Below are 22544 nucleotides of genomic sequence, written 5' to 3'. Positions count from 1 at the left end.
GCCTGATCATGAACACCTCCACGCCTCTTGATTGCGCCCCTGGCTTGGCCGGCCCACTGCCGCGCAGGAACTCGCGTGCGGCGGAAATCCGCTGGGGCGATCGTGTCGTGCATGTCGGCGGCGCTGCGCCGGTCTGCGTGCAGTCGATGACGAACACCGACACCTCGGACGCCATCGGCACGGCCATCCAGGTGAAGGAGCTGGCGCGCGCCGGCTCCGAACTCGTGCGTATCACGGTGGATACGCCGGCAGCTGCGGCTGCCGTGCCGGCCATTCGCGAGCAGCTCGATCGCATGGGTGTGGATGTGCCGCTGGTCGGCGATTTCCACTACAACGGCCACAAGCTGCTGCAGGATTATCCGGAGTGCGCGCAGGCGCTGTCCAAGTACCGCATCAACCCGGGCAATGTGGGGCAGGGCGCCAAGCGCGACACGCAGTTCGCGCAGATGATCGAGATCGCTTGCCGCTATGAAAAGCCGGTGCGCATTGGCGTGAACTGGGGCAGCCTTGATCAGGACCTGCTCGCGCGCATCATGGACGAGAACGCGCAACGTTCCGTGCCGTGGGACGCCCGCGCCGTGATGGTCGAGGCGCTCATCACCTCCGCTATCCAGTCTGCGCAGAAGGCTGAAGAACTGGGGTTGCCAGGCAGCCAGATCATCCTGTCGTGCAAGGTGTCGGCGGTGCAGGATTTGATTGCGGTCTATCGCGAGTTGGCGCGACGCTGCAGCTACGCGCTGCACCTGGGCCTGACCGAGGCTGGGATGGGCAGCAAGGGCATCGTGGCCTCTACGGCGGCGTTGTCTGTGCTGCTGCAGGAAGGCATTGGCGACACGATCCGCATTTCGCTCACGCCGGAGCCTGGGGCGCCGCGCGAGAAGGAAGTCATCGTCGCGCAAGAGATCCTGCAGACCATGGGCCTGCGCAATTTCACGCCGATGGTCATTGCGTGCCCCGGTTGTGGCCGCACGACCAGCACGGTCTTCCAGGAATTGGCAGCGAGCATCCAGTCGTACCTGCGTGAGCAGATGCCGATGTGGAAGGTGCGGTACCCCGGTGTCGAAGAAATGAACGTGGCTGTGATGGGCTGCATCGTCAACGGTCCGGGCGAAAGCAAGCACGCCAACATCGGCATTTCGCTGCCGGGGACGGGCGAGTCGCCAGCGGCACCCGTGTTCGTCGACGGCGTGAAGGTGAAGACGCTGCGCGGCGAGCGCATCGCAGAAGAATTCCAGAGCATCGTCGACGAATACGTGCGCACGCACTACGGCGCGCAGACCGAGACGGCTGCATAAGGCTTCAGAGCAAGAATCGACAGGCCGGCCCCGCGTGGACATAGCTGCGAGAGGCCGGCTTTTAACGTGACATCATGAGCGATACCAAACAACAACGCGTGCAGAAGATCGCGGGCGTCAAGGGCATGAACGACCTGCTGCCCGGCGACGCCCCCCTGTGGGAGCACTTCGACAACGCCGTGCGCAGCATGCTGCGCGCCTATGGCTACCAGCAGATCCGCACGCCGATCGTCGAGCAGACGCAATTGTTCGTGCGCGGCATCGGCGAGGTGACCGATATCGTCGAGAAGGAGATGTACTCCTTCACCGACGCGCTGAATGGCGAGCAGTTGACCATGCGCCCCGAAGGCACCGCCGCCGCCGTGCGCGCCGTGATCGAGCACAACCTACTGTACGACGGCCCGAAGCGCCTGTGGTACACGGGCCCGATGTTCCGCCACGAGCGTCCGCAGCGCGGCCGCTACCGCCAGTTCCATCAAGTGGGTGTGGAAGCCCTGGGCTTTGCCGGCCCGGACATCGACGCCGAAGTCATCCTGATGTGCCAGCGCCTGTGGGACGACCTCGGCCTGGTCGGCCTGAAGCTAGAGTTGAATTCGCTCGGCCAGGCGGAGGAGCGTGCCGCGCACCGAGCCGATCTCATCAAGTATCTGGAGGGCTTCCAGGACATCCTCGATGAAGACGGCAAGCGCCGCCTGTACACCAATCCGTTGCGCGTGTTGGACACGAAGAATCCCGCGCTGCAGGAAATGGCCGCCGGCGCGCCCAAGCTGATCGACTACCTGGGCGAAGCATCGCGCGCGCACTTCGAAGGTGTGCAGAAGTTGCTCAAGGCCAACAACATTCCGTTCACGATCAACCCGCGGCTGGTGCGTGGGCTGGATTACTACAACCTCACCGTGTTCGAGTGGACGACCGACAAGCTCGGCGCGCAAGGCACCGTGGCCGGGGGCGGTCGTTATGATCCGCTGATCGAGCAGATCGGTGGCAAGCCCGCACCCGCATGCGGCTGGGCGATGGGCGTGGAGCGCATCATCGAGCTGCTGCGCGAAGAAAAGCTCGAGCCCGAAGCGCAAGGCTGCGATGTCTACATCGTTCACCAGGGTGACGAAGCGCAGGTACAGGCACTGGTAGCCGCGGAACGACTGCGTGACGCCGGCCTCGACGTCATCCTTCATGCGTCGGCAGAGGGGCGCAACGGCAGCTTCAAGTCGCAGTTCAAGCGCGCCGACGCAAGTGGTGCATCCTATGCGGTTATCATTGGCGACGACGAAGTCGCACAGGGCGTGGCCCAGATCAAGCCGCTGCGCGGTGATCCGGCTGCGGATGCCCAGCAGACGGTGCCGTCCGACCAGTTGGTCGACCGCCTGATCGACGCCATGGTGGCCAACAACGATTAACAGCGGCGACCGATCTCCGCGAATCACTCCCAAACCTCAAGCTCGGCAAAGCATGGCCTACGATCTCGAAGAACAGGAACAACTAGAGAGCCTCAAGCACTGGTGGCGCGACAACGGCAACGTGGTGACGTGGATCGCTATTGTGGTGCTGTTGGCCGTGGCTGGCTGGTTTGGCTGGAAGAACTGGCAGCGCAAGCAGGCGGGCGAGGCGTCGGTGCTGTACGAGCAGGTGCAGAAGGCCGTCGACGGCAAGGATGCCGAGAAGATCAAGCGCGCCGCCACCGACATGGAAGACAAGTTCGGCGGCACGGCCTATGCGCAGATGACCGCCCTGGCTGCGGCCAAGGCGCTGTACGAAGCCAACGACGCAACTGGCGCCAAGGCGCAGTTGCAGTGGACCGTCGACCATGCGCGCGATGACGAATACAAGGCGCTCGCCAAGCTGCGTCTGGCAGGCCTGCTGCTCGACGAGAAAGCCTATGATCAGGGCCTCGCGCTAGTCTCCGGCGACGTTGCGCCGGCATTTGCCGGGTTGTACGCCGATCGCCGCGGCGATTTGCTTGCCGCACAGAACAAGACCGAAGACGCTCGTGCCGCCTACAAGCTGGCGCTGGAGAAATTCAGCCCGGCCGATGCTTCGGCGCGCCAGATCGTGCAGTTCAAGCTGGATGCCCTGGGCGGCGCCTGATTGGCGTGGCTCGTGCAATTCAACGCATAACAAAAGGATTCCGATTTCATGATTCACGCACTTGAGCAGGGTGGTGTCGTGCGCGGCGTCGCACATTCCGCGCGCATTGCGGTGCTGGCACTCGCGGCAACGGCTGTCCTCGGCGGTTGCTCGCTGTTCAGCAGCAAGACCAAGCACGAGCCGGCCAAACTGCAGGAAGTCCAGCAGGTGCTGGCCGTGCGCCAGGTGTGGAGTGTGAGCGTCGGCAAGAGCGGCCGCTACGTGATGCAACCGGCGGTTGCGGGCAACAACGTCTACGTGTCGGCGGCGGGCGGTACCGTGACCGCGCTGGATGGCGCCACGGGGCGCACGCTGTGGCAAGGCAAGTCCGATGTGGACCTGACCTCTGGCCCCGGCAGCGATGGCACGTTGACGGCTGTGGCCGGTGAGAAGGGTGCCGTCATTGCCTTCGACGAGAAGGGCGCCCAGAAGTGGAAGATCGCCGTCAACGGTGAAGTCCTGACGGCGCCGCTGGTCGGTCAGGGCCTAGTGGTGGTCCGCACGACCGATGGCCGCGTCCTCGGCCTGGACCCAAGCAACGGCGAGCGCAAGTGGATCTACCAGCGTTCTCCGTCAGCGCTGAACTTGCGTAGCAGCCTGCCGATGGTCTTTGCCGGTGACAACATCGTCCTCGGCTTTGCCGGTGGCAAACTGGGCGCACTGTCGGCCAGCAACGGTGGGTTGCGCTGGGAAGCCGCCGTGTCGTATCCGCGTGGCGTGTCGGAAATCGAGCGCTTGAACGATGTGACCGGCACACCGTCGATCAACGGTGCGCAGGTGTGCGCTGCCAGCTTCCAGGGCCGTGTGGCTTGCTTTGATGTCAACACTGGCGCGCCGCAGTGGGTGCGCGATTTCTCGTCGCTGACCGGTGTGACACAAGAGGGCGGCGCACTCTTCGCGGCCGATGAGAAGTCGGTTGTCTACGGCTTCAACGCCCAGAACGGCGCGGATCTGTGGAAGAACGATTCGCTGCTCTGGCGTGACCTCGGCACGCCGCTGGCATTCGGTCACGCCGTGATCGTGGGCGACTCCGAAGGCTGGCTGCATTTCCTGTCGAGCAGCGATGGCAAGTTCGTTGCTCGTGTGAAGACGGACGGCAGCGCCATCGGCGCGGCACCGGTTGTCGTCGGCCAGACGCTGGTCGTGCAGACCAGCGGCGGTGGCGTCTACGGCTACCTGCCGAAGTAACCATCGGGTGCTGCCTGGCGAGAAGGCTATGGCGGCACGCGAATCACATCGGGGCGGCGTTGCCGCCTTGAACTTGCGCCCGCGTACCCCGCGGGCGTCTTGCATCTGTGCGGTGAGCCTGCGGCTGATCGTTTGGGTGCCAACAGCAGTTGCAGAACCTGAATTTGCCGGAGCGCCATTCGCGCACGGCACGCAAGCATGAAACCAGTCATTGCCCTCGTGGGGCGGCCGAATGTCGGCAAATCGACCCTGTTCAACCGTCTGACGCGCTCGCGTGATGCGTTGGTCGCGGACATCCCCGGCCTGACGCGCGATCGTCACTACGGCGAGGGGCGTGTCGGCGACCGTCCGTTCATCGCCATCGATACCGGCGGCTTCGAACCCGTCGCCAAGGACGGCATTGTTGCCGAGATGGCCAAGCAGACACGCCAGGCCGTGGTCGAAGCCGACGTGGTCATCTTCATCGTGGACGGCCGCCTGGGGCTGGCGCCGCAGGATCGCGTGATCGCCGACTACCTGCGCAAGACCGGTCGCCGGATTCTGCTGGCTGTGAACAAGGCCGAGGGCATGCGTTACACCGCCGTCGCCAGCGATTTCTATGAGCTTGGCCTGGGCGATCCGGCTGCCATTTCAGCCGCGCATGGCGATGGGGTCAATGACCTGGTGGCGGAGGCGCTCGATCTGGCCTTTGCCGAGCGCCCAGAGCTTGCCGAGGCAGCGGATGCACATGACCACGGTACCCGCATCGCCATCGTGGGTCGTCCGAACGTGGGCAAGTCGACGCTGGTGAACGCGCTGATCGGTGAAGAGCGCGTGATCGCGTTCGACATGCCGGGCACCACGCGCGACGCCATCTACGTGGATTTTGAACGCAACGGCAAGCCGTACACGCTGATCGACACGGCCGGCCTGCGCAAGCGTGGCAAGGTCTTCGAGGCAATCGAGAAGTTTTCGGTGGTGAAGACGCTGCAGTCGATTGCCGATGCCAACGTGGTGGTGCTGCTGCTCGACGCGCAGCAGGATATTTCCGACCAGGATGCGCATATTGCCGGCTTCATCGTCGAGTCCGGCCGCGCGCTCGTGATCGGCGTGAACAAGTGGGATGGCCTCACAGGGCATGCACGCGATCGCATCAAGCACGATCTGGAGCGCAAGCTGCAGTTCCTGTCATTCGCCAACGTGCACTACATCTCGGCCAAGGAAAAAACCGGTATCGGTGCGCTGATGAAATCCGTGGACGCGGCGTATGCCGCCGCCATGGTCAAGCTGCCGACGCCCAAGCTCACGCGCGTGCTGCAGGAGGCAGTCGAGTACCAGCAACCGCGCCGCGCCGGCGTTTCGCGCCCGAAACTGCGCTATGCGCACCAGGGCGGTTCCAACCCGCCGATCGTGGTGATTCACGGCAATGCGCTGTCGAATATCCCCGAAACCTACCGTCGCTTCCTCGAAGGGCGCTTCCGCGAAGCCTTCCAGCTGAAGGGCACGCCGCTGCGGATCGAATTTCGTACGAACAAAAATCCGTACGCTGAATCGAAGGATTGAGTACCGCGTGGGCGGCGCGATCGGGGGAGCGTGTGACGCGGGGCAACCGAACGGGGGATCACCAAAAAGGCCGAGCCATTTCATATGGCGGGGTCGTCGGTTTTCCGTTTGCTTTCCCCGTTTTCTAAGGCTAAATTCACGAGACATGGCGCAGGGTGCCTACAAACCCAGGCGCCATGGGCGTCATTTGGACGCCTCTGGCCGACTCTTTTGACGAACTTTTTTTGCGTCGCCTGCTTGAACCCGGGCTTCCGAGCCCCATAACCCATCACTAAACCTATAAATCTGGAGTGTGCCATGAGCAACAAAGGGCAATTGCTACAAGACCCGTTTCTGAATGCGCTGCGTAAGGAGCATGTGCCGGTGTCGATCTACCTCGTCAACGGCATCAAGCTGCAAGGCAACATCGAGTCGTTCGACCAATACGTCGTGCTGCTGCGTAACACCGTCACGCAGATGGTGTACAAGCACGCAATTTCCACCGTGGTGCCGGCCCGTGCCGTGAATTTCCGCGTGGACGAAGCGTCCGACGCCTGATCCTGCCTCGCTCCCGCCGCCTTCCGCGCGGCGGGACGCACCCACCTCGGTTTCTCCTCCTTTTTCATTTTCCCGCTTGGCATCCCATCCCACCTCCAGCTCGGAGCCGACGCGCGCCATTCTGGTCGCCGTTGATTTCGGCAAGCATGATTTCCACGAAAGTCTGAGTGAACTGGCGTTGCTGGCCTCCACGGCCGGCTCTGATCCGGTGCGCTCCGTCACCGGCAAACGGTCACGGCCCGACGCGGCATTGTTCATCGGTGCCGGCAAGGCCGAAGAGGTGAAGATCGCTGCGGATGAAGAAGACGCCGAAATCGTCATCTTCAACCACGCGCTGAGCCCCGCGCAGCAGCGCAACCTCGAGCGCTTCTTCGGCCGCCACGTGGTGGATCGGACCGGCCTCATCCTCGACATCTTCAGCCAGCGTGCGCAGAGCCACGTCGGCAAGGTGCAGGTCGAACTCGCGCGCGTACGCTACCAGGCGTCGCGGCTCGTGCGTGCGTGGAGCCATTTGGAGCGTCAGAAGGGCGGGATTGGCATGCGCGGCGGCCCGGGTGAGCGCCAGCTCGAACTGGACCGCCGGATGCTGGACGAACGCGCCAAGCGCCTGTCGTCCGAGCTCGACAAGCTGCAGCGGCAGCACGATACACAGCGTCGTGCGCGCAGCCGCAACGACGCGTTTTCCGTCTCGCTGGTCGGCTATACCAATGCGGGGAAGTCGACGCTCTTCAATGCGCTGACCAAGGCCCGTGCCTACGCCGCCAACCAGTTGTTTGCCACGCTGGATACGACGTCCCGGCGTTTGTACCTGGAGGGGCTCGGCAACGTAGTCCTATCCGATACCGTTGGGTTCATCCGTGACTTGCCGACGCAGCTGGTGGCGGCCTTCCGCGCCACGCTGGAAGAAACCGTGCACGCCGATGTGCTGCTGCACGTGGTGGATGCCGCCAGTACCGTCAAGCATGAGCAGATGGAGCAGGTCGACCGCGTACTCGATGAAATCAACGCCAGTGGCATTCCGCAGATTTTGGTGATGAACAAGATCGATGCCGCCGAGGAGTTGCGTGCCCAGGGGCCGCGTATTGAGCGCGATGAAACGGGCGCGGTACGGCGCGTGTTCGTCTCCGCCATCGAAGGTGCCGGGCTGGATTTGCTGCGCGAAGCGTTGGTCGAGACCGCCATCCGCCTGCGTGAGAACCCCGCGCCGCACGACGGTGATTTCGACCCCCGCTTCGACAGCCGTCGTGATTCGCTGCCGGCACACCGTGACGAACTGTCGCAAAGCTTGCGGAGTGGCGGGTCTTCCGCCGAAGGTGACGAACAGGGCTGATAGAATGGCCCGCTGCTTCTCTTTCGCAGTCAGACTAGGACCACGCCCGACCCCTCATGCCCGAGATTTCGACCCAGTCTTCTTCCATGACCACGCCCCGTCCGGTGCGGGGCTTGTGGCCCCGCTTGCGTGTGCTGCTTTCGCTGAACGACCCGCGCTGGGGTCGCGGCGATGACAACAACAACACCGAGCGCGAAGACAAAGACGAGCCGAAGCGCCAGAGCAAACCGCCGCAGGACGGCCCGCCCGACCTCGATGAGCTGTGGCGTGACTTCAACCGCCGCCTGAACAGCCTGTTCGGGCGCAAGGAAGGCGGTAACGGCAACGATGGCCCCACGCCGCTGCGCCCGGGCAACGGCCGCGGTGGTTCCGGTCTCGGCGTCGGCGTGTTGCTGGCGGTGCTGGTGGGCCTGTGGCTAGCCAGCGGCTTCTTCATCGTGCAGGAAGGCCAGACCGGCGTGATCCTGCAGTTCGGTCGCTTCAAATACCAGGCGTCGCCTGGCATCAACTGGCGCCTGCCATATCCGATCGAGTCGCACGAGATCGTCAACCTGTCTGGCGTGCGTACGCTCGAGATCGGCCGCACCACGCAGATCAAGGACACGAACCTGAAGGATTCGTCGATGCTCACCCAGGACGAGAACATCGTCGACGTGCGCTTCTCGGTCCAGTACAACATTTCCAACCCGGTCGATTACCTGTTTTACAACCGCACGGACCGTGGCGGTGATGAGGAACTCGTGACACAGGCAGCAGAAACGTCGGTGCGCGAAATCGTCGGCCGCAACAAGATGGATTCGGTGCTGTACGAAGGGCGCGATGCCGTCGGCCGTAATCTGGCGGAATCGATCCAGCGCATCCTGTCGGCCTACAAGACCGGTATCCGCATCCTCAGCGTCAACGTGCAGAGTGTGCAGCCGCCCGAACAGGTGCAGGCCGCATTCGACGATGTGACCAAGGCCGGCCAGGACCGCGAACGCGCGATCTCTGAAGGGCAGGCCTACGCCAACGACGTGGTGCCGCGTGCCAAGGGTACCGCTGCGCGCCTCGCCGAAGAGGCCCAGGGTTACAAGGCCCGTGTCACGGCGCGGGCGGAAGGCGATGCCGCGCGCTTTGCGTCGGTACAGCGCGAATATGCGAAGGCGCCGCAGGTCACGCGCGATCGCATCTACCTGGAAACCATGCAGGATATCTACGCCAACGCGACCAAGGTGATGGTCGATCAGAGCAACGGCAGCCTGCTGTATTTGCCGCTCGACAAGCTGATCGCGCAAACGCAGGGCGATACTTCGCGCCCGGCCGCTGCGCCCGGTGCGTCCCCGCAGGACAGTGGTTCCGCGCAAGGTGTGCCGACGCCCTCCAACCCGTCAACGGTGAACGACGCCGACTCGCGCTCGCGCGAGGCGCTGCGCAACCGTGACCGCGATTCGCGCTAACAGGAGGGCACATGAATCGTCTGATTTCTGCCTTCGTGGCGCTCGTGATTGCCCTGGCGGTGTTGTCGTCGGTGGTGTTCGTGGTGGACCAGCGGCAATACGCCGTGGTGTTCGCCTTTGGTGAGATCAAGCAGGTCATCAAGGAGCCGGGGCTGCACTTCAAGCTGCCCCCGCCGCTGCAGAACGTGGTGTTCATGGACAAGCGCCTGCAGACCATCGACGTGGCCGGCGCTGACCGATTCATCACGGCAGAGAAGAAGAACCTGCTGGTCGACTGGTTCGTGAAGTGGCGGGTGTCGGATCCGCGCTTGTTCTACGTGAGCTTCAAGGGCGACAACCGCCTCGCGCAGGACAGCATGACGCAGAAGATCAACTCCATCGCCCGCGACGAGTTTGCGCGCCGCACCGTCTCCGACGTGGTGTCGACGGACCGCGAGGCGGTGATGCAGAGCATCCTCAAGGGTGTGCAGGAGTACGGCAAGTCGGTCGGCGTCGACATCATCGACGTGCGTCTGAAGCGCGTGGATCTGCTGGCCAGCGTGACCGAATCGGTCTACCGCCGTATGGAAGCCGAGCGCAAGCGCGTGGCCAACGAGTTGCGCTCGACCGGTGCCGCCGAAGGTGAAAAGATTCGTGCCGATGCCGATCGCCAGCGTGAAGTCGTGTTGGCCGATGCCTACCGCGACGCGCAGAAGATCAAGGGTGAGGGCGATGCCCGCGCCGCTGACATCTATGCCGAAGCATTCGGCCGCGATCCGCAGTTTGCCGCGTTCTGGCGCAGCATGGAGGCGTACCGCGCATCGTTCCGCGATCGCAAGGACGTGATGGTGTTGCAGCCGAACAGCGATTTCTTCAAGTACATGCGTAGCCCCAATGGTGGTGGCTCGACGGGAGCGCCCGCTGCCCAGCCCGGGCGCCATCGCTAGTACAATGCTCGGTTGATTGAATTGAGGCGGACAGACCCCGGCTTGCCGGGGTTTTGTTCGTTCGCCCACTGCATCCCATGGAAGAGTCGCTCCCCACCGTTTTGCTGGCTGCGTGCGCGCTGGTGCTCGTGTTTGAGGGCATCCTGCCGTTTGTGGCGCCGCAGGCCTGGCGCCGTGCCTTCCTGATGCTGACCGAGCTGCCCGACGAAAAGCTGCGCGTGATCGGTCTGGTGTCGATGGCGGCGGGGTTGATCCTCCTGCGCTTGCTGCACCGCTAGCGCATTCCTGCATTTTTTACGAATTTCCGCTGAACCTCGATTGCCGAGCGAAACTGCCATGCCGACCAATTGGCTGCTGCCTGAATCCATTGCCGATGTGCTGCCTTCCGAGGCGCGAAAGATTGAAGAGCTGCGCCGCCGCATGCTCGACCTATTCCGCACCTACGGCTACGAACTGGTCATGCCGCCGATGCTCGAGTACATCGAGTCGCTGCTCTCCGGCACCGGCCACGACCTGGATCTGAAGACCTTTAAGCTGGTGGACCAGCTTTCCGGTCGCACCATCGGCCTGCGTGCCGACATCACCCCTCAGGTTGCCCGTATCGACGCCCACTTGCTGAATCGCGCCGGCGTGACCCGCCTCTGCTATGCGGGCTCGGTGCTGCATACACGTCCAAGTGGTTTCCACGTCACGCGTGAGCCGCTGCAGATCGGCGCCGAAATCTATGGCCATGCCGGCCTGGAAGCCGATCTGGAAATCCAGGATCTGATGCTTGCCGCGTTGTCAGCCGCGGGTCTGGCTGATGTGCGACTGGATCTCTGCCATGTCGGTGTGGTCGCGGCCTTGCTGGATCAGTCGCCCATTGCCGCGCGCATTCAGGATGACCTGTTCACGGCGCTCGCTGCCAAGGATGTGCCGGCCCTGCGCGCCATTACGGCAGAACTGCCGCCGACGCAGCGCGACGCGATCAATCTGCTGCCGGCGCTGTATGGCGGCGTCGATGTGCTGAATCGTGCCCGTGCTGAACTGCCAACGCTGCCAGCCATTGGCCGTGCGTTGGACGATCTTGCTGCGTTGGCTCAGCATGCCGGCGGTGCCGCCGTCAACATCGATCTGGCCGATCTGCGTGGCTACCACTACCACAGTGGTGTGATGTTTACTGCCTACGTGGCCGGCGTGCCGAACGCCGTGGCGCGTGGGGGCCGGTACGACAAGGTCGGTGAGGCCTTCGGCCGTGCTCGCCCTGCAACCGGTTTCTCGCTGGATCTGCGTGAGGTCGCCGGTATTTCGCCGGTCGAGGCCCGTGCGGCGGCCATCCACGCGCCGTGGTCGGGCGATGCCAAACTTCGCGAAGCGATTGCCGCCCTGCGTGCTGTCGGCGAGATCGTCATCCAATCGCTGCCGGGTCACCCCGAAGATCTGGAAGAATTCGCCTACGACCGCCAACTCGTGGAAGAGGGCGGTCGCTGGATCGTCAAGCCCCGCAACGCTTCCGTTTGAAGCTGTTGCATAACGTTGTGTAAATACCCTGCAATTTCAGGGAAGCCCCTGACAACAAGGGTAGAATACGTTTTTAACCCATCTGCAAATTCAACATGTCCGCACCAGCAGTGAGCCAAGGACGCAATGTCGTCGTCATCGGCACCCAATGGGGTGACGAAGGTAAAGGGAAAATCGTCGATTGGCTGACCGATCATGCGCAAGGCGTGGTTCGTTTCCAGGGCGGACATAACGCAGGCCATACCCTCATCATCGGCGGCAAGAAGACGATCCTGCGTCTGATCCCGTCGGGCATCATGCGCGACGGCGTCGCGTGCTACATCGGCAACGGTGTGGTGCTCTCGCCCGAGGCGCTGTTCAAGGAAATCGACGAGCTGGAATCGGCTGGCGTGCAGGTGCAGAACCGCCTGCGTATCTCCGAAGCCACCACGCTGATCCTCCCGTACCACGTCGCCATCGACAAGGCGCGCGAACTCAAGCGCGGCGCCGCCAAGATCGGCACCACCGGCCGCGGCATCGGCCCAGCGTACGAAGACAAGGTTGCTCGCCGCGCGCTGCGCGTGCAGGACCTGTTTGACCCGGCCTACTTTGCCGAGCGCCTGCGCGAGAACCTGGATTTCCACAACTTCGTTCTGACGCAGTACCTGAACCATCCTGCGCTGGACTTCCAGCAGGTGCTGGACGAGATGCTGCCGTACGGCGAGCGCCTCGCGCCGATGGTGACGGACGTGTCGGCCGAGCTGTTTGCCGTCAACGCGGCCGGGAAGAATCTGATGTTCGAGGGCGCGCAAGGCACGCTGCTCGATATCGATCACGGTACCTATCCGTTTGTCACGTCGAGCAACTGCGTGGCAGGGAATGCCGCCGCGGGCGCCGGCGTGGGCCCGGGCCAACTGCACTACATCCTGGGCATCACCAAGGCGTACTGCACGCGCGTGGGTTCCGGCCCGTTCCCGAGCGAGCTGTATGACGCCGACAACCCGGCGCGCCAGGATCCGACCGGTGTGCGCCTGGCCAACGTGGGCAAGGAATTCGGCTCGGTCACGGGGCGTCCGCGCCGGACCGGCTGGCTGGATGCCGCCGCCTTGCGCCGCGCGATCCAGATCAACGGTGTCTCCGGTCTGTGCATCACCAAGCTCGACGTGCTCGACGGTCTGGAGACGATCAAGCTGTGCGTCGGCTACATGCTTGACGGCAAGCAGGTCGACATCCTGCCGCGCGGCTCGGATGCCGTGGCGCGCTGCCAGCCGATCTACGAAGAATTCCCGGGCTGGAATACGTCGACCTTCGGCTTGAAGGAGTGGGAAGCGCTGCCCGAGACCGCGCAGGCTTACCTGAAGCGCGTCGAAGAAGTGGCCGGCATTCCGATTGCCATGATCTCGACCGGCCCTGACCGCGACGAGACCATCCTGCTGCGTCATCCGTACAAGGACTGACGCGCTGCTCCAAGATTCGCCCGGTGATTCGCCGGGCGAATTTGCATGGAGCGCTGTTTTTCACCATAGAACATGACAGCGGCCACTCACGCCGCATTCACGATACGAAGAGGAATGCCATGAACCAGCCGATCAACGATGACTCGCACCTCTGGGTGTCCTGGGACGAATACCACGGCCTGATTGAGCGCTTGGCGCTGGTCGTGCACGAGTCGGGCTGGAAGTTCGACAAGATTCTGTGCCTGGCGCGCGGCGGTTTGCGCGTAGGCGATCAGCTTTCCCGTATTTACGACCTGCCGCTGGCCATCCTGGCGACCAGCAGCTACCGCGAGGCTGCCGGCACGCAGCAGGGCGATCTCGACATTGCCCAGTACATCACGATGACGCGCGGCGAGCTGTCGGGCCGTGTGCTGCTGGTGGATGATCTGGTGGATTCCGGTGTCACGCTGGAGCGCGTGGGGCGCCACCTGAAGGAACGCTATCCGGCAGTGACCGACGTGCGTACCGCGGTGCTGTGGCACAAAGGCTGTTCGAAGATCAAACCCGACTACGCCGTGCAATTCCTGCCGACCAATCCGTGGATCCATCAGCCGTTCGAGGAATACGACACGCTGCGTCCGCACAACCTGGCGGCTTGGATCAAGCGCGGCAAGGCGCGCACGGCTGGCAACGGCGAGGCGCCGGCCGCTTGATCCCTCGGTCGATTGCGTCGAAGTATGAGGGACGGGGTGGTGTGTGCGGCTTGCGTCGTGCGTGCCACTTCGGTAACCTCACGACACGGGCTGCAACATTGGCTCGAAACCCGCGTGCGGACTGGCTTTGCGGCCACCTTGCGCGGATGATCGATGTGCGGCGTGTCTTTGTGGATGCGCTGGGCGTCGAACCCACCCAGCGTCTGGGGCAGGTGAGGCCGGTGATCCTGGCTCGGCCCCGGTGCGATAGCCAAGACACAATGCCCGTCGCCCTTCGCGGAATGCCGCGTCAGCAACTGAACAACGATCTGGCTTCGGAAAAGAAAAACGGCGCAACTTGCGTTGCGCCGTTCCTAAACTCTGGTGCCCAGGAGAGGACTCGAACCTCCACGGAGTTACCCGCTAGTACCTGAAACTAGTGCGTCTACCAATTCCGCCACCTGGGCAGGTGTGCGTGTACCGAAGCTGTAATTATTACGGGTTCCAGCGAACCTGTCAACACTCTAGAAGAAAAAATTGAATCAACCGACTTATCCGATCCCGAGCCGCGAGGAAATCCTCGGTGTGCTCCGCACGTCGGGGTCTCCGCTGTCTGCCACCGACATTGCCAAGGCGCTTTCGGTCACGCGCAAGGAGCATGACGGCTTCATCAAGCGTCTGACCGCCATGGAGCGGGATGGTCAGATCGAACTCAACCGCAAGGGGCGCTACGAACTGGCGCACCAGCCCAATTTCATCGAGGGCCGCGTGATCGGCCATCGCGACGGCTACGGGTTTTTCGTGCGCGATGACGGCGAGCCCGACATCTTTCTGCCCGAGCGTGAGATGCAGAAGGCCATGCACGGCGATCGCGCTCTGGTGCGCGCCGTCGGCTATGACCGCCGCGGACGTTCGGAAGGCCAGATCGTCGAGATCCTGCAGCGGGCCAACAAGCGCATCATCGGCCGCCTGCTTTCCGAGAGCGGCACCCTGGTGGTGGCGCCCGAAGACAAGCGCCTGGGTCGCGACATCCTGATCGCCCCCAAGGGGCAGGGCAAGGCGAAGGTCGGCCAGGTGGTCAGCGTGGAGATCCTGGAATATCCGGATCGCTACGTGCAGCCGATTGGCCGCGTGGTCGAAGTGCTGGGTGAGATCGACGACCCCGGCATGGAAATCGAGATCGCGGTGCGCAAGTACGGCGTTCCGCACGAGTTTTCCGAGCCAACGCAGCGGGAGGCGGAAGCGCTGCCTGACGTGGTGCGCGACGCCGATCTGGCTGGCCGCATTGATTTGCGCGACGTACCCCTCGTCACCATCGACGGTGAGGATGCGCGCGATTTTGATGACGCCGTTTATGCCGAACCCGTCAAGATCGGCCGCAGCAAGGGCTGGCGTTTGATCGTGGCGATTGCCGACGTTTCGCACTACGTGCGGCCCGGGCATCCGCTGGATGCGGATGCCATTGATCGTGCGACCTCGGTCTACTTCCCGCGCCGCGTGATCCCGATGCTGCCGGAGAAGCTCTCCAACGGCCTGTGCTCGCTGAACCCGGAGGTGGACCGCCTGTGCATGGTCTGCGACGCAGTCATCACGGCCAAGGGCGAGATCAAGGCGTATCAGTTCTATCCGGCGGTGATGCACTCGAAGGCACGCCTGACCTACAACGAGGTCTGGGCGATCCTGTCGAACGTGAAGGGCCCGGAGGCCGCCAAGCGTGCGCCGCTGGTGCCGCATCTGCAAGACCTGTACGAGCTGTATCAGACGTTGCTCAAGGCGCGCCGCGAGCGCGGCGCGATCGATTTCGATACGACCGAGACGTACATCGTCTGCAATGCGCAGGGCAAGATCGAGCAGATCTTGCCGCGCACCCGCAACGATGCGCACCGGCTGATCGAAGAGTGCATGCTGACGGCCAACGTCTGCGCGGCCGAGATGCTGGAGAAGTACAAGCACCCGGCGCTATATCGCGTGCATGCGGGCCCGACCGAAGAAAAGCTGCAGGCGCTGCGCGCGTTCCTGAAGACCAGCGGTCTGACGCTGGGCGGCGGCGACAAGCCGCAGGCCTCCGATTATGCGGAGGTGATGGAAAAGATCGCTGCGCGTCCTGATGCGCCGATGCTGCAGACCATGCTGCTGCGTTCGATGCAACAGGCGGTCTACAGCCCGGACAATATCGGCCACTTCGGCCTGGCGTATCCGGCGTATGCCCATTTCACCAGCCCGATCCGCCGTTATCCGGACTTGCTGGTCCACCGCTCGATCAAGGCGATCCTGAATCACACGCGCTATGTGCCAGCGCTGGCGCCGGGCGTGCAGCTCAACAGCGCGCTGTCACCCAAGGCGCGTCGCCTGCAGGCTGAGGCTGAGAAAGGCGTGCCGGCTGCCGTCGTCAACAAGGCCAAGGTCGAGGCGATCTGGCATGAGCTTGGCGTGCATTGCTCGGCGAACGAGCGCCGCGCCGATGAGGCTTCCCGCGACGTCGAGGCGTGGCTTAAGTGCTACTTCATGCGCGACAAGCTGGGCAACGAGTTCTCGGGCACCGTCAGCGCGGTTACGTCGTTTGGCATCTTCGTGCAGCTCGATGAGCTGTATGTCGAAGGCCTGGTCCACGTGACCGAGCTGGGCAGCGATTACTTCCAGTACGACGAGGCGCGCAACGAGCTGCGAGGTGAGCGCACCGGCATCCGTTACCGCCTGACCGACCGCGTGCGTGTGCAGTTGCTGCGCGTGGATCTGGACGCCCGGAAGATGGATTTCCGCTTGATCCAGGAGCCTTCCACCAAGGCGCTGCGTCCGGCCAAGGTAACAGGGGTGCCCGAAGCGCCCGCCGCGCGCCAGGCTGCGGTGGCAACACCGGCACCGCCGGTGGGGCGCAAGAAGCCGCGGCAGTTGGCGGCGCTGTTGGGTGGCACGGCCAAGCCGGAGGAATCGTTCGACGAGACGCTCGATCGCGTCTTCGAAGAGCAGCCTGTGTTTGAGCCGGGCGACCGCGCCGTGCCCCCTGGCAAGGCACACGCCAAGTCCGCGCGCAAAAAGCCGGCGGCGCGTGGGACCAACAAGCCCAAGGGTGGCGGCCACAAGGCCGCAGCGCCGCGCAAGGCGCCGGTCAAGTCTGCGCGCAAGACCAAGGGGCGTTAAAACGGCCGGGGGGGCAGGGCAGACAGGTACAATCGCGCCATGTCTAAATCCAAGCTCCTCATCGGCTTTCATGCCGTAACCGCCCGGCTGCGCCACGACGCGAAGTCGATCGACGAAATCTACTTCGAGGCGAACCGCCGCGACCGCCGTATGCAGGATTTCCTGAAAGCGGCGGAAGCAGCGGGTGTGCGCCTGATCCCTGCAGACAACAATCGCCTGCACGGTATCGCCGGCACCGATCGCCACCAGGGCGTGGTGGCCAAGGCGGAGTCACTTTCGCTGGCACTCAATCTGGACGAACTGCTCGACGGCATCGAGGGCACGCCGCTGCTGCTGGTGCTCGACGGCGTGACCGACCCGCACAACCTGGGTGCTTGCCTGCGCGTGGCGGACGCGGCTGGCGCGCACGCCGTCATTGCGCCGAAGGACCGCAGCGTTGGCATCAACACGACGGTCGCCAAGGTGGCGAGCGGCGCCGCTGAAACCGTCCCATACATCACCGTGACGAACCTGGCGCGCACGCTGCGCGAACTGCAGGAGCGCGGCGTGTGGGTGATCGGTACCGCGGACGAAGCCGAACAGGACCTCTACCAGGCCGACTTCAAGGGCCCCATCGCGATCGTGATGGGCGCTGAAGGCGAAGGCATGCGCCGCCTGACGCGCGAGACGTGCGACGCGCTGGTCAGCATTCCGATGGCCGGCAGCGTGGAAAGCCTGAACGTATCGGTGGCCAGCGGCGTTTGCCTGTTCGAAGCCGTCCGGCAACGCGCTGCGAAATAATTTTCTTAAGAATCACTAACTTACGAAACACGCGGTCCACCTGGCCCAGCCATCAATCGTGGCTGGCGCATGTCGGTGGACTTGTCGGTGACGGTGGTGCGCTCGCATGTGCCAAGCTGTCGCCGAACCGGTTTCCCGGACCGGCTGACCCTTGCCGGGTCACGGCCTGCTTGCGTGCCACCCACGATCCTTGCTTCTAGGGATCAGCTATGATGCACGGCAAATGGACGCCAAGGCAGGTTCCGTCTATGGTTGACCCACTCAATCATCGGTGACCTGAACCAACATGGCTTGCAGCGGTGTCCTTCGCCGCAGGTAGGACATGGTGGCGCACTCCAACGTTTCGCAGTCTTCATAGCAGAGCAAACGATGCGGTGGGACAGCAACAATACCAATCCACTTCGCTGGTTCTCTTTCAATCGGGACTACCGCTGGTTTAAGGCGCCCACGGCACTCGTGGCCGCTGCGGTCGTGATCGCACTATCGATGGCGGCGATCTGCGCGATGGTTCTATACCAAAGCCGCTTGGATGCAATGGCGCGTGCCACGGAGACATCGCGCAACCTGGCACTTCTTGCAGAGCGTGACATCGAAAGAAATTTCGAACTCTACGCGCTGTCGCTCCAAGCCGTTGTCGATGGCGTGAACGATCCAGAGGTCATGGCCGCTTCGCCACGGTTGCGTGGATTCGCCCTGTTCGACCGCGCCGCGACGGCGACGTATCTGGGTTCGATGCTGGTGCTGGACGCTGAAGGCAATATCGTCATCGATTCCGCTGGCGACGTGCCAAGAAAAGCCAATTTCTCGGACCGCGAGTACTTCAAGGTGCATCGAGACAATCCGAACGTTGGCCTGTACGTTGGCGATCCGTACGCGTCACGATTGCGTGACGGGTCTCCAAGTATTCCACTGAGTCGTCGGCTGTCTCGACCGGATGGGTCGTTCGCGGGCGTCGTGCTGATCGCAGTCCAACTCGAATACTTCCGCAAACTGTTCGCTGCACTGTCACTGGGTCCGCATGGATCGGTGGCGCTGATCGGGCGAGACGGTGCAATGATCATGCGCCAACCCTATGACGTGAAGGTCATTGGGCGGAACATCCGCAACGCGAGTACCTTCAAGCGGTTTCTGTCCGCACCGGAAGGCAGTTTTTCGGACGTATCGGTACTCGATGGAATCAAGCGGTTGTACTACTTCAAGAACCTGCCGAACCTGCCGCTCATCATCATGGTGGCGGAAGCCCACTCCGACATTTATGCAGCTTGGGAACATCGAGCGCTGACCATCGCGTCTTTGATGGCAGCACTCGCACTCGGCTTCATCGGTCTTTCCATCGCTTTCGGGATGCAACTGCGGCGCCGGATGCGCGCGGAATCGGAACTGGCGATGCTGGCGAGGACCGATGGGCTGACTGGCCTGAACAACCGCCGCACACTTGGTGAAATCCTTGATGAGGAATGGCGTCGTGCCAAGCGAAACCGCAGCGTGTTTTCATTGCTGTTCGTCGATATTGACCGGTTCAAGGTGTACAACGACACCTATGGTCATCAGGCGGGTGACGACGCGCTGGCAGCAGTCGCGAAGTGTATCGGTGAACACTTACGCCGACCGGCAGATAGTGCTGCACGGTATGGCGGTGAAGAGTTCATTGTGGTGTTGCCGGATACCTCGCCAGAAGGTGCCGCGTCCATTGCCGAAGAGATTCGCACAGCAATCTCCGACCTTGCCATCGAACATGCGGGCAGCGAGTATGGCCGCGTCACAGCCAGTATTGGTGCGGCAGCATGGACACCAGAACGGGATGTAGACGTGTCCGCCGTCATCCGTGCTGCCGATGAAGCCCTGTACAACGCTAAGGCGACCGGTCGCAATAAGGTTGCAGTGTCGATGCCGCAGCCAGCGTAGCAGTGGGGCATGGGCCGATAGCGTGTACGGTGGCCGTGTTCGTCAAATGTATGGCAATTGCAGGGCACCCCACCTTCGTGGGGGTACGCATTACGAATGCGCGGCGCAACATGCTTCCAACGTCAACACATATGACGAAACGGGGAAGCACATGGAAAAGAACATTGTTCGCGCAAAGGCGTTCACGGTCCGTTCGAATAACGGCTGGACAGAACGCTTCAAGGGTGTCGTTACCTTGCTGACGGTCACTGACCACAACAAGGAACACATCGAAACGTACCAGTGCGATCAGGCGAGGTTAGATCGCGATTCGGCCCAAGCCGACGCAGATCGGCTGCTGTCACTGAAGACAAACGAATTCGTGTCAACGCAGGCTTGAGATTCGAATTAGGTCCCGACATGGGATCGCGTCTGTTCGCCAAGCCGGAAAGCTCTCTTGCCCTCGCAGTTGCTTGATGCGCTGAAGTTCGTACTTGCCGCCGCGATGGGTTGGAACGACTTCATCGTGGTAACGGATTAAAATCTCGGCCATTGCGGTCTGTTTTGCTGCGCGGGTTGTCCGATGTTCCGCCCGGTCCATCTCTGACTCAGTCCGCCGTGCCCAGTCCAGTGCCTGTGCCTTGTTGGCGAACGTTCGCGTATATGCCGGGAACCCCCTTGCGGCGAATTTTCACTTGCCACGAGGCTTTGCCAGGCTTGTCCAAATTTTTGCTGAAGGTTGCCATGCCAGTGCCCTGTAATTGTCCTGTGAAGCCGAAAAAGCACTGGATGACAATGACCCAAGAAACCCGTCAACCCTTGTCTCACTTGGGTTTGCGCGTGGAAAGCCTGAACGTGTCGGTGGCCAGCGGCGTTTGCCTGTTTGAGGCCGTCCGGCAACGCGCTGCGGCACTCGCCAAGAAGTGATGAGCGGCGAGCTGACGGACGCATCCGCACCGGCCGCGTTGGCCCGGGCACACGCCTGGATCGATGCGGCCGAGCGCATCATGGTACTCACCGGTGCTGGCGTTTCGGCCGAATCCGGCGTGCCCACGTTTCGCGATGCACTCACGGGCCTGTGGGCGCGCTTCAACCCTGAAGATCTGGCCACTGAGGCAGCCTACCGCAAGCACCCGCGCATGGTGTGGGACTGGTATCAGGAGCGCCGCGAGCGTGTACTGCAGGCCCAGCCGAATCCCGCGCATCTGGCGATAGCCGCACTGGCCAGGCGCAAGACGGTCATGCTGGTCACGCAGAACGTCGATGGGCTGCACCAGCGTGCCGGAAGCGAGGGCGTGATCGAACTGCATGGCAACCTGTTCGCCAACAAATGGCTGGGCGGGTGCGGCAAATGCGACATCGCCACGGCGGAGCCGGCAAGGCCCCCACGTTGCGCAACGTGTGGCGCGATGCTGCGCCCAGGTGTGGTGTGGTTTGGCGAGCAACTGCCGCTGGTGGCGAACTACCGCGCCGAAGAGGCTGCCAACACGTGCGATGTCTGCCTGGTGGTGGGTACGTCGGGCATGGTGTACCCGGCTGCCGGGTTGCCCGGCCTGGCGAAGGATCACGGCGCGCGCGTGATCGTGGTGAATCCAGAACCGAGCGCGCTGGACGCGACGGCAGATCTGGTGATCCACCAGCCGGCGGGCGTGTGCTTGCCCGCCATGCTGGGGTAGGGCACTTATCCTTTCTTACGCTGCCGCGCGCAGCGGCTCAATCAACGCTTCCAATTTGACCGCGTCCGCCGCAAACAGGCGGATGCCTTCGGCCAGCTTTTCCGTTGCCATCGCATCGGCGTTCATGTGCCAGCGGAACGATTTCTCGTCGGCGGGCAGGCGCACGATGTTGGCGGCATTGGCGTTGTCCGGCGACAGCTTGCGCTCGACCGGCGCATCGGATTGTTGCAGTTGGGCGAGCAGGTCGGGGCTGATGGTCAGCAGGTCACAGCCAGCCAGTTCGACGATCTGCGAAGTGTTGCGGAAGCTCGCGCCCATCACCTCGGTCGCGTAGTCGAACTTCTTGTAGTAGTTGTAGATGCGCAGGACGGACTGCACGCCGGGGTCGTTCGCGCCGCCTTGCGCGACCGGGTCCCAATTGGCGCCGGCGTCTTTCTTGTACCAGTCGTAGATGCGGCCGACGAACGGCGAGATGAGCTGCACGCCCGCTTCCGCGCACGCCACGGCCTGCGCCAGCGAGAACAGCAGCGTCATGTTGCAGCGGATACCTTCGGCGCGAAGCTGGTCTGCCGCGCGGATGCCTTCCCACGTCGATGCAATCTTGATCAGCACGCGCTCGCGCGCCACGCCACGCGCTTCGTACAGCGCGATCAGGTGCTTGGCTTTGGCGACGGTCGCCTCGGTGTCGAACGACAGGCGTGCATCGACTTCAGTCGACACGCGCCCCGGGATGATCGACAGGATCTCGCAGCCGAAGGCCACGAGCACGGCATCGATGATGTCTTCCACACTGTCGCTGCGTGCGTCGCGCACGGCCTGCTCCAGCAACGGGCGGTATTCGGCCTTCTGCACGGCCTTCAGGATCAGCGACGGATTGGTCGTTGCATCGTGCGGCGCATAGGCGCGCATGGCCTGGAAATCGCCCGTGTCGGCGACGACGGTGGTGAACTGCTTGAGTTGATCGAGCTGAGTCATGAAGCGAGTCCGCAATACGTTCCAGCGTTGCGCTGGTGGGTGGAGGATGAATCGATTGTACTCCGCGGGTTTGGCTCGGCTAGCTGGGGGAGAGCCGTTATGTTGA

The 22544-nt window shown here is 63.1% G+C and carries 19 protein-coding genes, 1 tRNA gene and 1 pseudogene; 19 read left to right on the top strand and 2 right to left on the bottom strand.

The genetic code is table 11. From position 1 onward, the window contains the following. Positions 1 to 8 precede the first annotated feature (8 nt). The 13 genes from ispG (at position 9) to NG900_RS07405 (ending at position 14006) form a co-directional block, all read left to right on the top strand. Positions 9 to 1295, top strand: a complete 1287-nt coding sequence (gene ispG, locus NG900_RS07465; protein WP_252678696.1) for a flavodoxin-dependent (E)-4-hydroxy-3-methylbut-2-enyl-diphosphate synthase — start codon at positions 9 to 11, stop codon at positions 1293 to 1295. Between the two features lie 74 nt (positions 1296 to 1369). After that, entirely contained in the window at positions 1370 to 2692 is a 1323-nt protein-coding gene (gene hisS / locus NG900_RS07460; RefSeq protein WP_252678694.1) for a histidine--tRNA ligase, read from the top strand. A gap of 52 nt (positions 2693 to 2744) precedes the next feature. After that, positions 2745 to 3380 (top strand): YfgM family protein, encoded by a 636-nt coding sequence (locus NG900_RS07455; RefSeq protein ID WP_252678692.1) that lies wholly within the window; start codon positions 2745 to 2747, stop codon positions 3378 to 3380. Positions 3381 to 3428: 48 nt separating this feature from the next. Beyond that, entirely contained in the window at positions 3429 to 4607 is a 1179-nt protein-coding gene (gene bamB, locus NG900_RS07450; RefSeq protein ID WP_252678690.1) for an outer membrane protein assembly factor BamB, read from the top strand. Between the two features lie 198 nt (positions 4608 to 4805). Beyond that, positions 4806 to 6149: a ribosome biogenesis GTPase Der gene (gene der / locus NG900_RS07445; RefSeq protein ID WP_252678688.1), complete on the top strand. Its 1344-nt coding sequence runs from the start codon at positions 4806 to 4808 to the stop codon at positions 6147 to 6149. A 297-nt stretch (positions 6150 to 6446) separates the two neighbouring features. After that, positions 6447 to 6686: an RNA chaperone Hfq gene (gene hfq, locus NG900_RS07440; protein WP_003263868.1), complete on the top strand. Its 240-nt coding sequence runs from the start codon at positions 6447 to 6449 to the stop codon at positions 6684 to 6686. Between the two features lie 76 nt (positions 6687 to 6762). Then, positions 6763 to 8016, top strand: a complete 1254-nt coding sequence (gene hflX / locus NG900_RS07435) for a GTPase HflX (protein WP_252678680.1) — start codon at positions 6763 to 6765, stop codon at positions 8014 to 8016. A gap of 56 nt (positions 8017 to 8072) precedes the next feature. After that, positions 8073 to 9452 (top strand): FtsH protease activity modulator HflK, encoded by a 1380-nt coding sequence (gene hflK / locus NG900_RS07430; protein ID WP_252678678.1) that lies wholly within the window; start codon positions 8073 to 8075, stop codon positions 9450 to 9452. An 11-nt stretch (positions 9453 to 9463) separates the two neighbouring features. Further along, positions 9464 to 10378 (top strand): protease modulator HflC, encoded by a 915-nt coding sequence (gene hflC, locus NG900_RS07425; RefSeq protein WP_252678676.1) that lies wholly within the window; start codon positions 9464 to 9466, stop codon positions 10376 to 10378. A gap of 77 nt (positions 10379 to 10455) precedes the next feature. Beyond that, entirely contained in the window at positions 10456 to 10656 is a 201-nt protein-coding gene (locus NG900_RS07420) for a DUF2065 domain-containing protein (RefSeq protein WP_252678674.1), read from the top strand. Between the two features lie 58 nt (positions 10657 to 10714). Next, on the top strand, positions 10715 to 11878 hold the full coding sequence (locus NG900_RS07415; RefSeq protein ID WP_252678672.1) for an ATP phosphoribosyltransferase regulatory subunit: 1164 nt from the start codon (positions 10715 to 10717) through the stop codon (positions 11876 to 11878). A gap of 95 nt (positions 11879 to 11973) precedes the next feature. Beyond that, positions 11974 to 13314, top strand: coding sequence for an adenylosuccinate synthase (locus NG900_RS07410; protein ID WP_252678670.1), 1341 nt, complete (start codon positions 11974 to 11976; stop codon positions 13312 to 13314). Between the two features lie 119 nt (positions 13315 to 13433). Further along, a complete protein-coding gene (locus NG900_RS07405) occupies positions 13434 to 14006 on the top strand; it encodes a phosphoribosyltransferase (protein WP_252678667.1) in 573 nt (190 codons plus the stop codon). A 361-nt stretch (positions 14007 to 14367) separates the two neighbouring features. On the opposite strand, the gene NG900_RS07400 is transcribed toward NG900_RS07405, so the two are convergent. Then, a tRNA-Leu gene (locus tag NG900_RS07400) sits at positions 14368 to 14452 on the bottom strand. A 70-nt stretch (positions 14453 to 14522) separates the two neighbouring features. On the opposite strand from NG900_RS07400, the gene rnr reads away from it, so the two are divergent. From rnr to NG900_RS07370, 6 genes and pseudogenes are all read left to right on the top strand, one after another. Continuing rightward, positions 14523 to 17123, top strand: a complete 2601-nt coding sequence (rnr, locus tag NG900_RS07395) for a ribonuclease R (RefSeq protein ID WP_252678666.1) — start codon at positions 14523 to 14525, stop codon at positions 17121 to 17123. A gap of 39 nt (positions 17124 to 17162) precedes the next feature. Beyond that, positions 17163 to 17903 carry a 23S rRNA (guanosine(2251)-2'-O)-methyltransferase RlmB gene (gene rlmB / locus NG900_RS07390; protein WP_252678665.1) on the top strand — a complete coding sequence of 247 codons (741 nt, stop codon included), beginning with the start codon at positions 17163 to 17165 and terminating at the stop codon, positions 17901 to 17903. Between the two features lie 486 nt (positions 17904 to 18389). After that, a complete protein-coding gene (locus NG900_RS07385; RefSeq protein WP_252679818.1) occupies positions 18390 to 19808 on the top strand; it encodes a sensor domain-containing diguanylate cyclase in 1419 nt (472 codons plus the stop codon). A 151-nt stretch (positions 19809 to 19959) separates the two neighbouring features. Next, positions 19960 to 20187, top strand: coding sequence for a hypothetical protein (locus NG900_RS07380; RefSeq protein WP_252678662.1), 228 nt, complete (start codon positions 19960 to 19962; stop codon positions 20185 to 20187). 395 nt (positions 20188 to 20582) lie between these two features. After that, positions 20583 to 20714, top strand: a pseudogene (locus NG900_RS07375) (23S rRNA (guanosine(2251)-2'-O)-methyltransferase RlmB); the annotation flags it as partial. Next, positions 20714 to 21463, top strand: coding sequence for an SIR2 family NAD-dependent protein deacylase (locus NG900_RS07370; protein WP_289813713.1), 750 nt, complete (start codon positions 20714 to 20716; stop codon positions 21461 to 21463). The pseudogene NG900_RS07375 and the gene NG900_RS07370, both read left to right, overlap by 1 nt. A gap of 15 nt (positions 21464 to 21478) precedes the next feature. On the opposite strand, the gene tal is transcribed toward NG900_RS07370, so the two are convergent. Further along, entirely contained in the window at positions 21479 to 22438 is a 960-nt protein-coding gene (gene tal, locus NG900_RS07365; protein ID WP_252678661.1) for a transaldolase, read from the bottom strand. Positions 22439 to 22544 lie beyond the last annotated feature (106 nt).

The organism is Ralstonia soli (assembly GCF_023955655.1).
GTDB classification, from domain to species: domain Bacteria; phylum Pseudomonadota; class Gammaproteobacteria; order Burkholderiales; family Burkholderiaceae; genus Ralstonia; species Ralstonia soli.
This window is presented reverse-complemented; position numbering and strand designations above follow the sequence as displayed.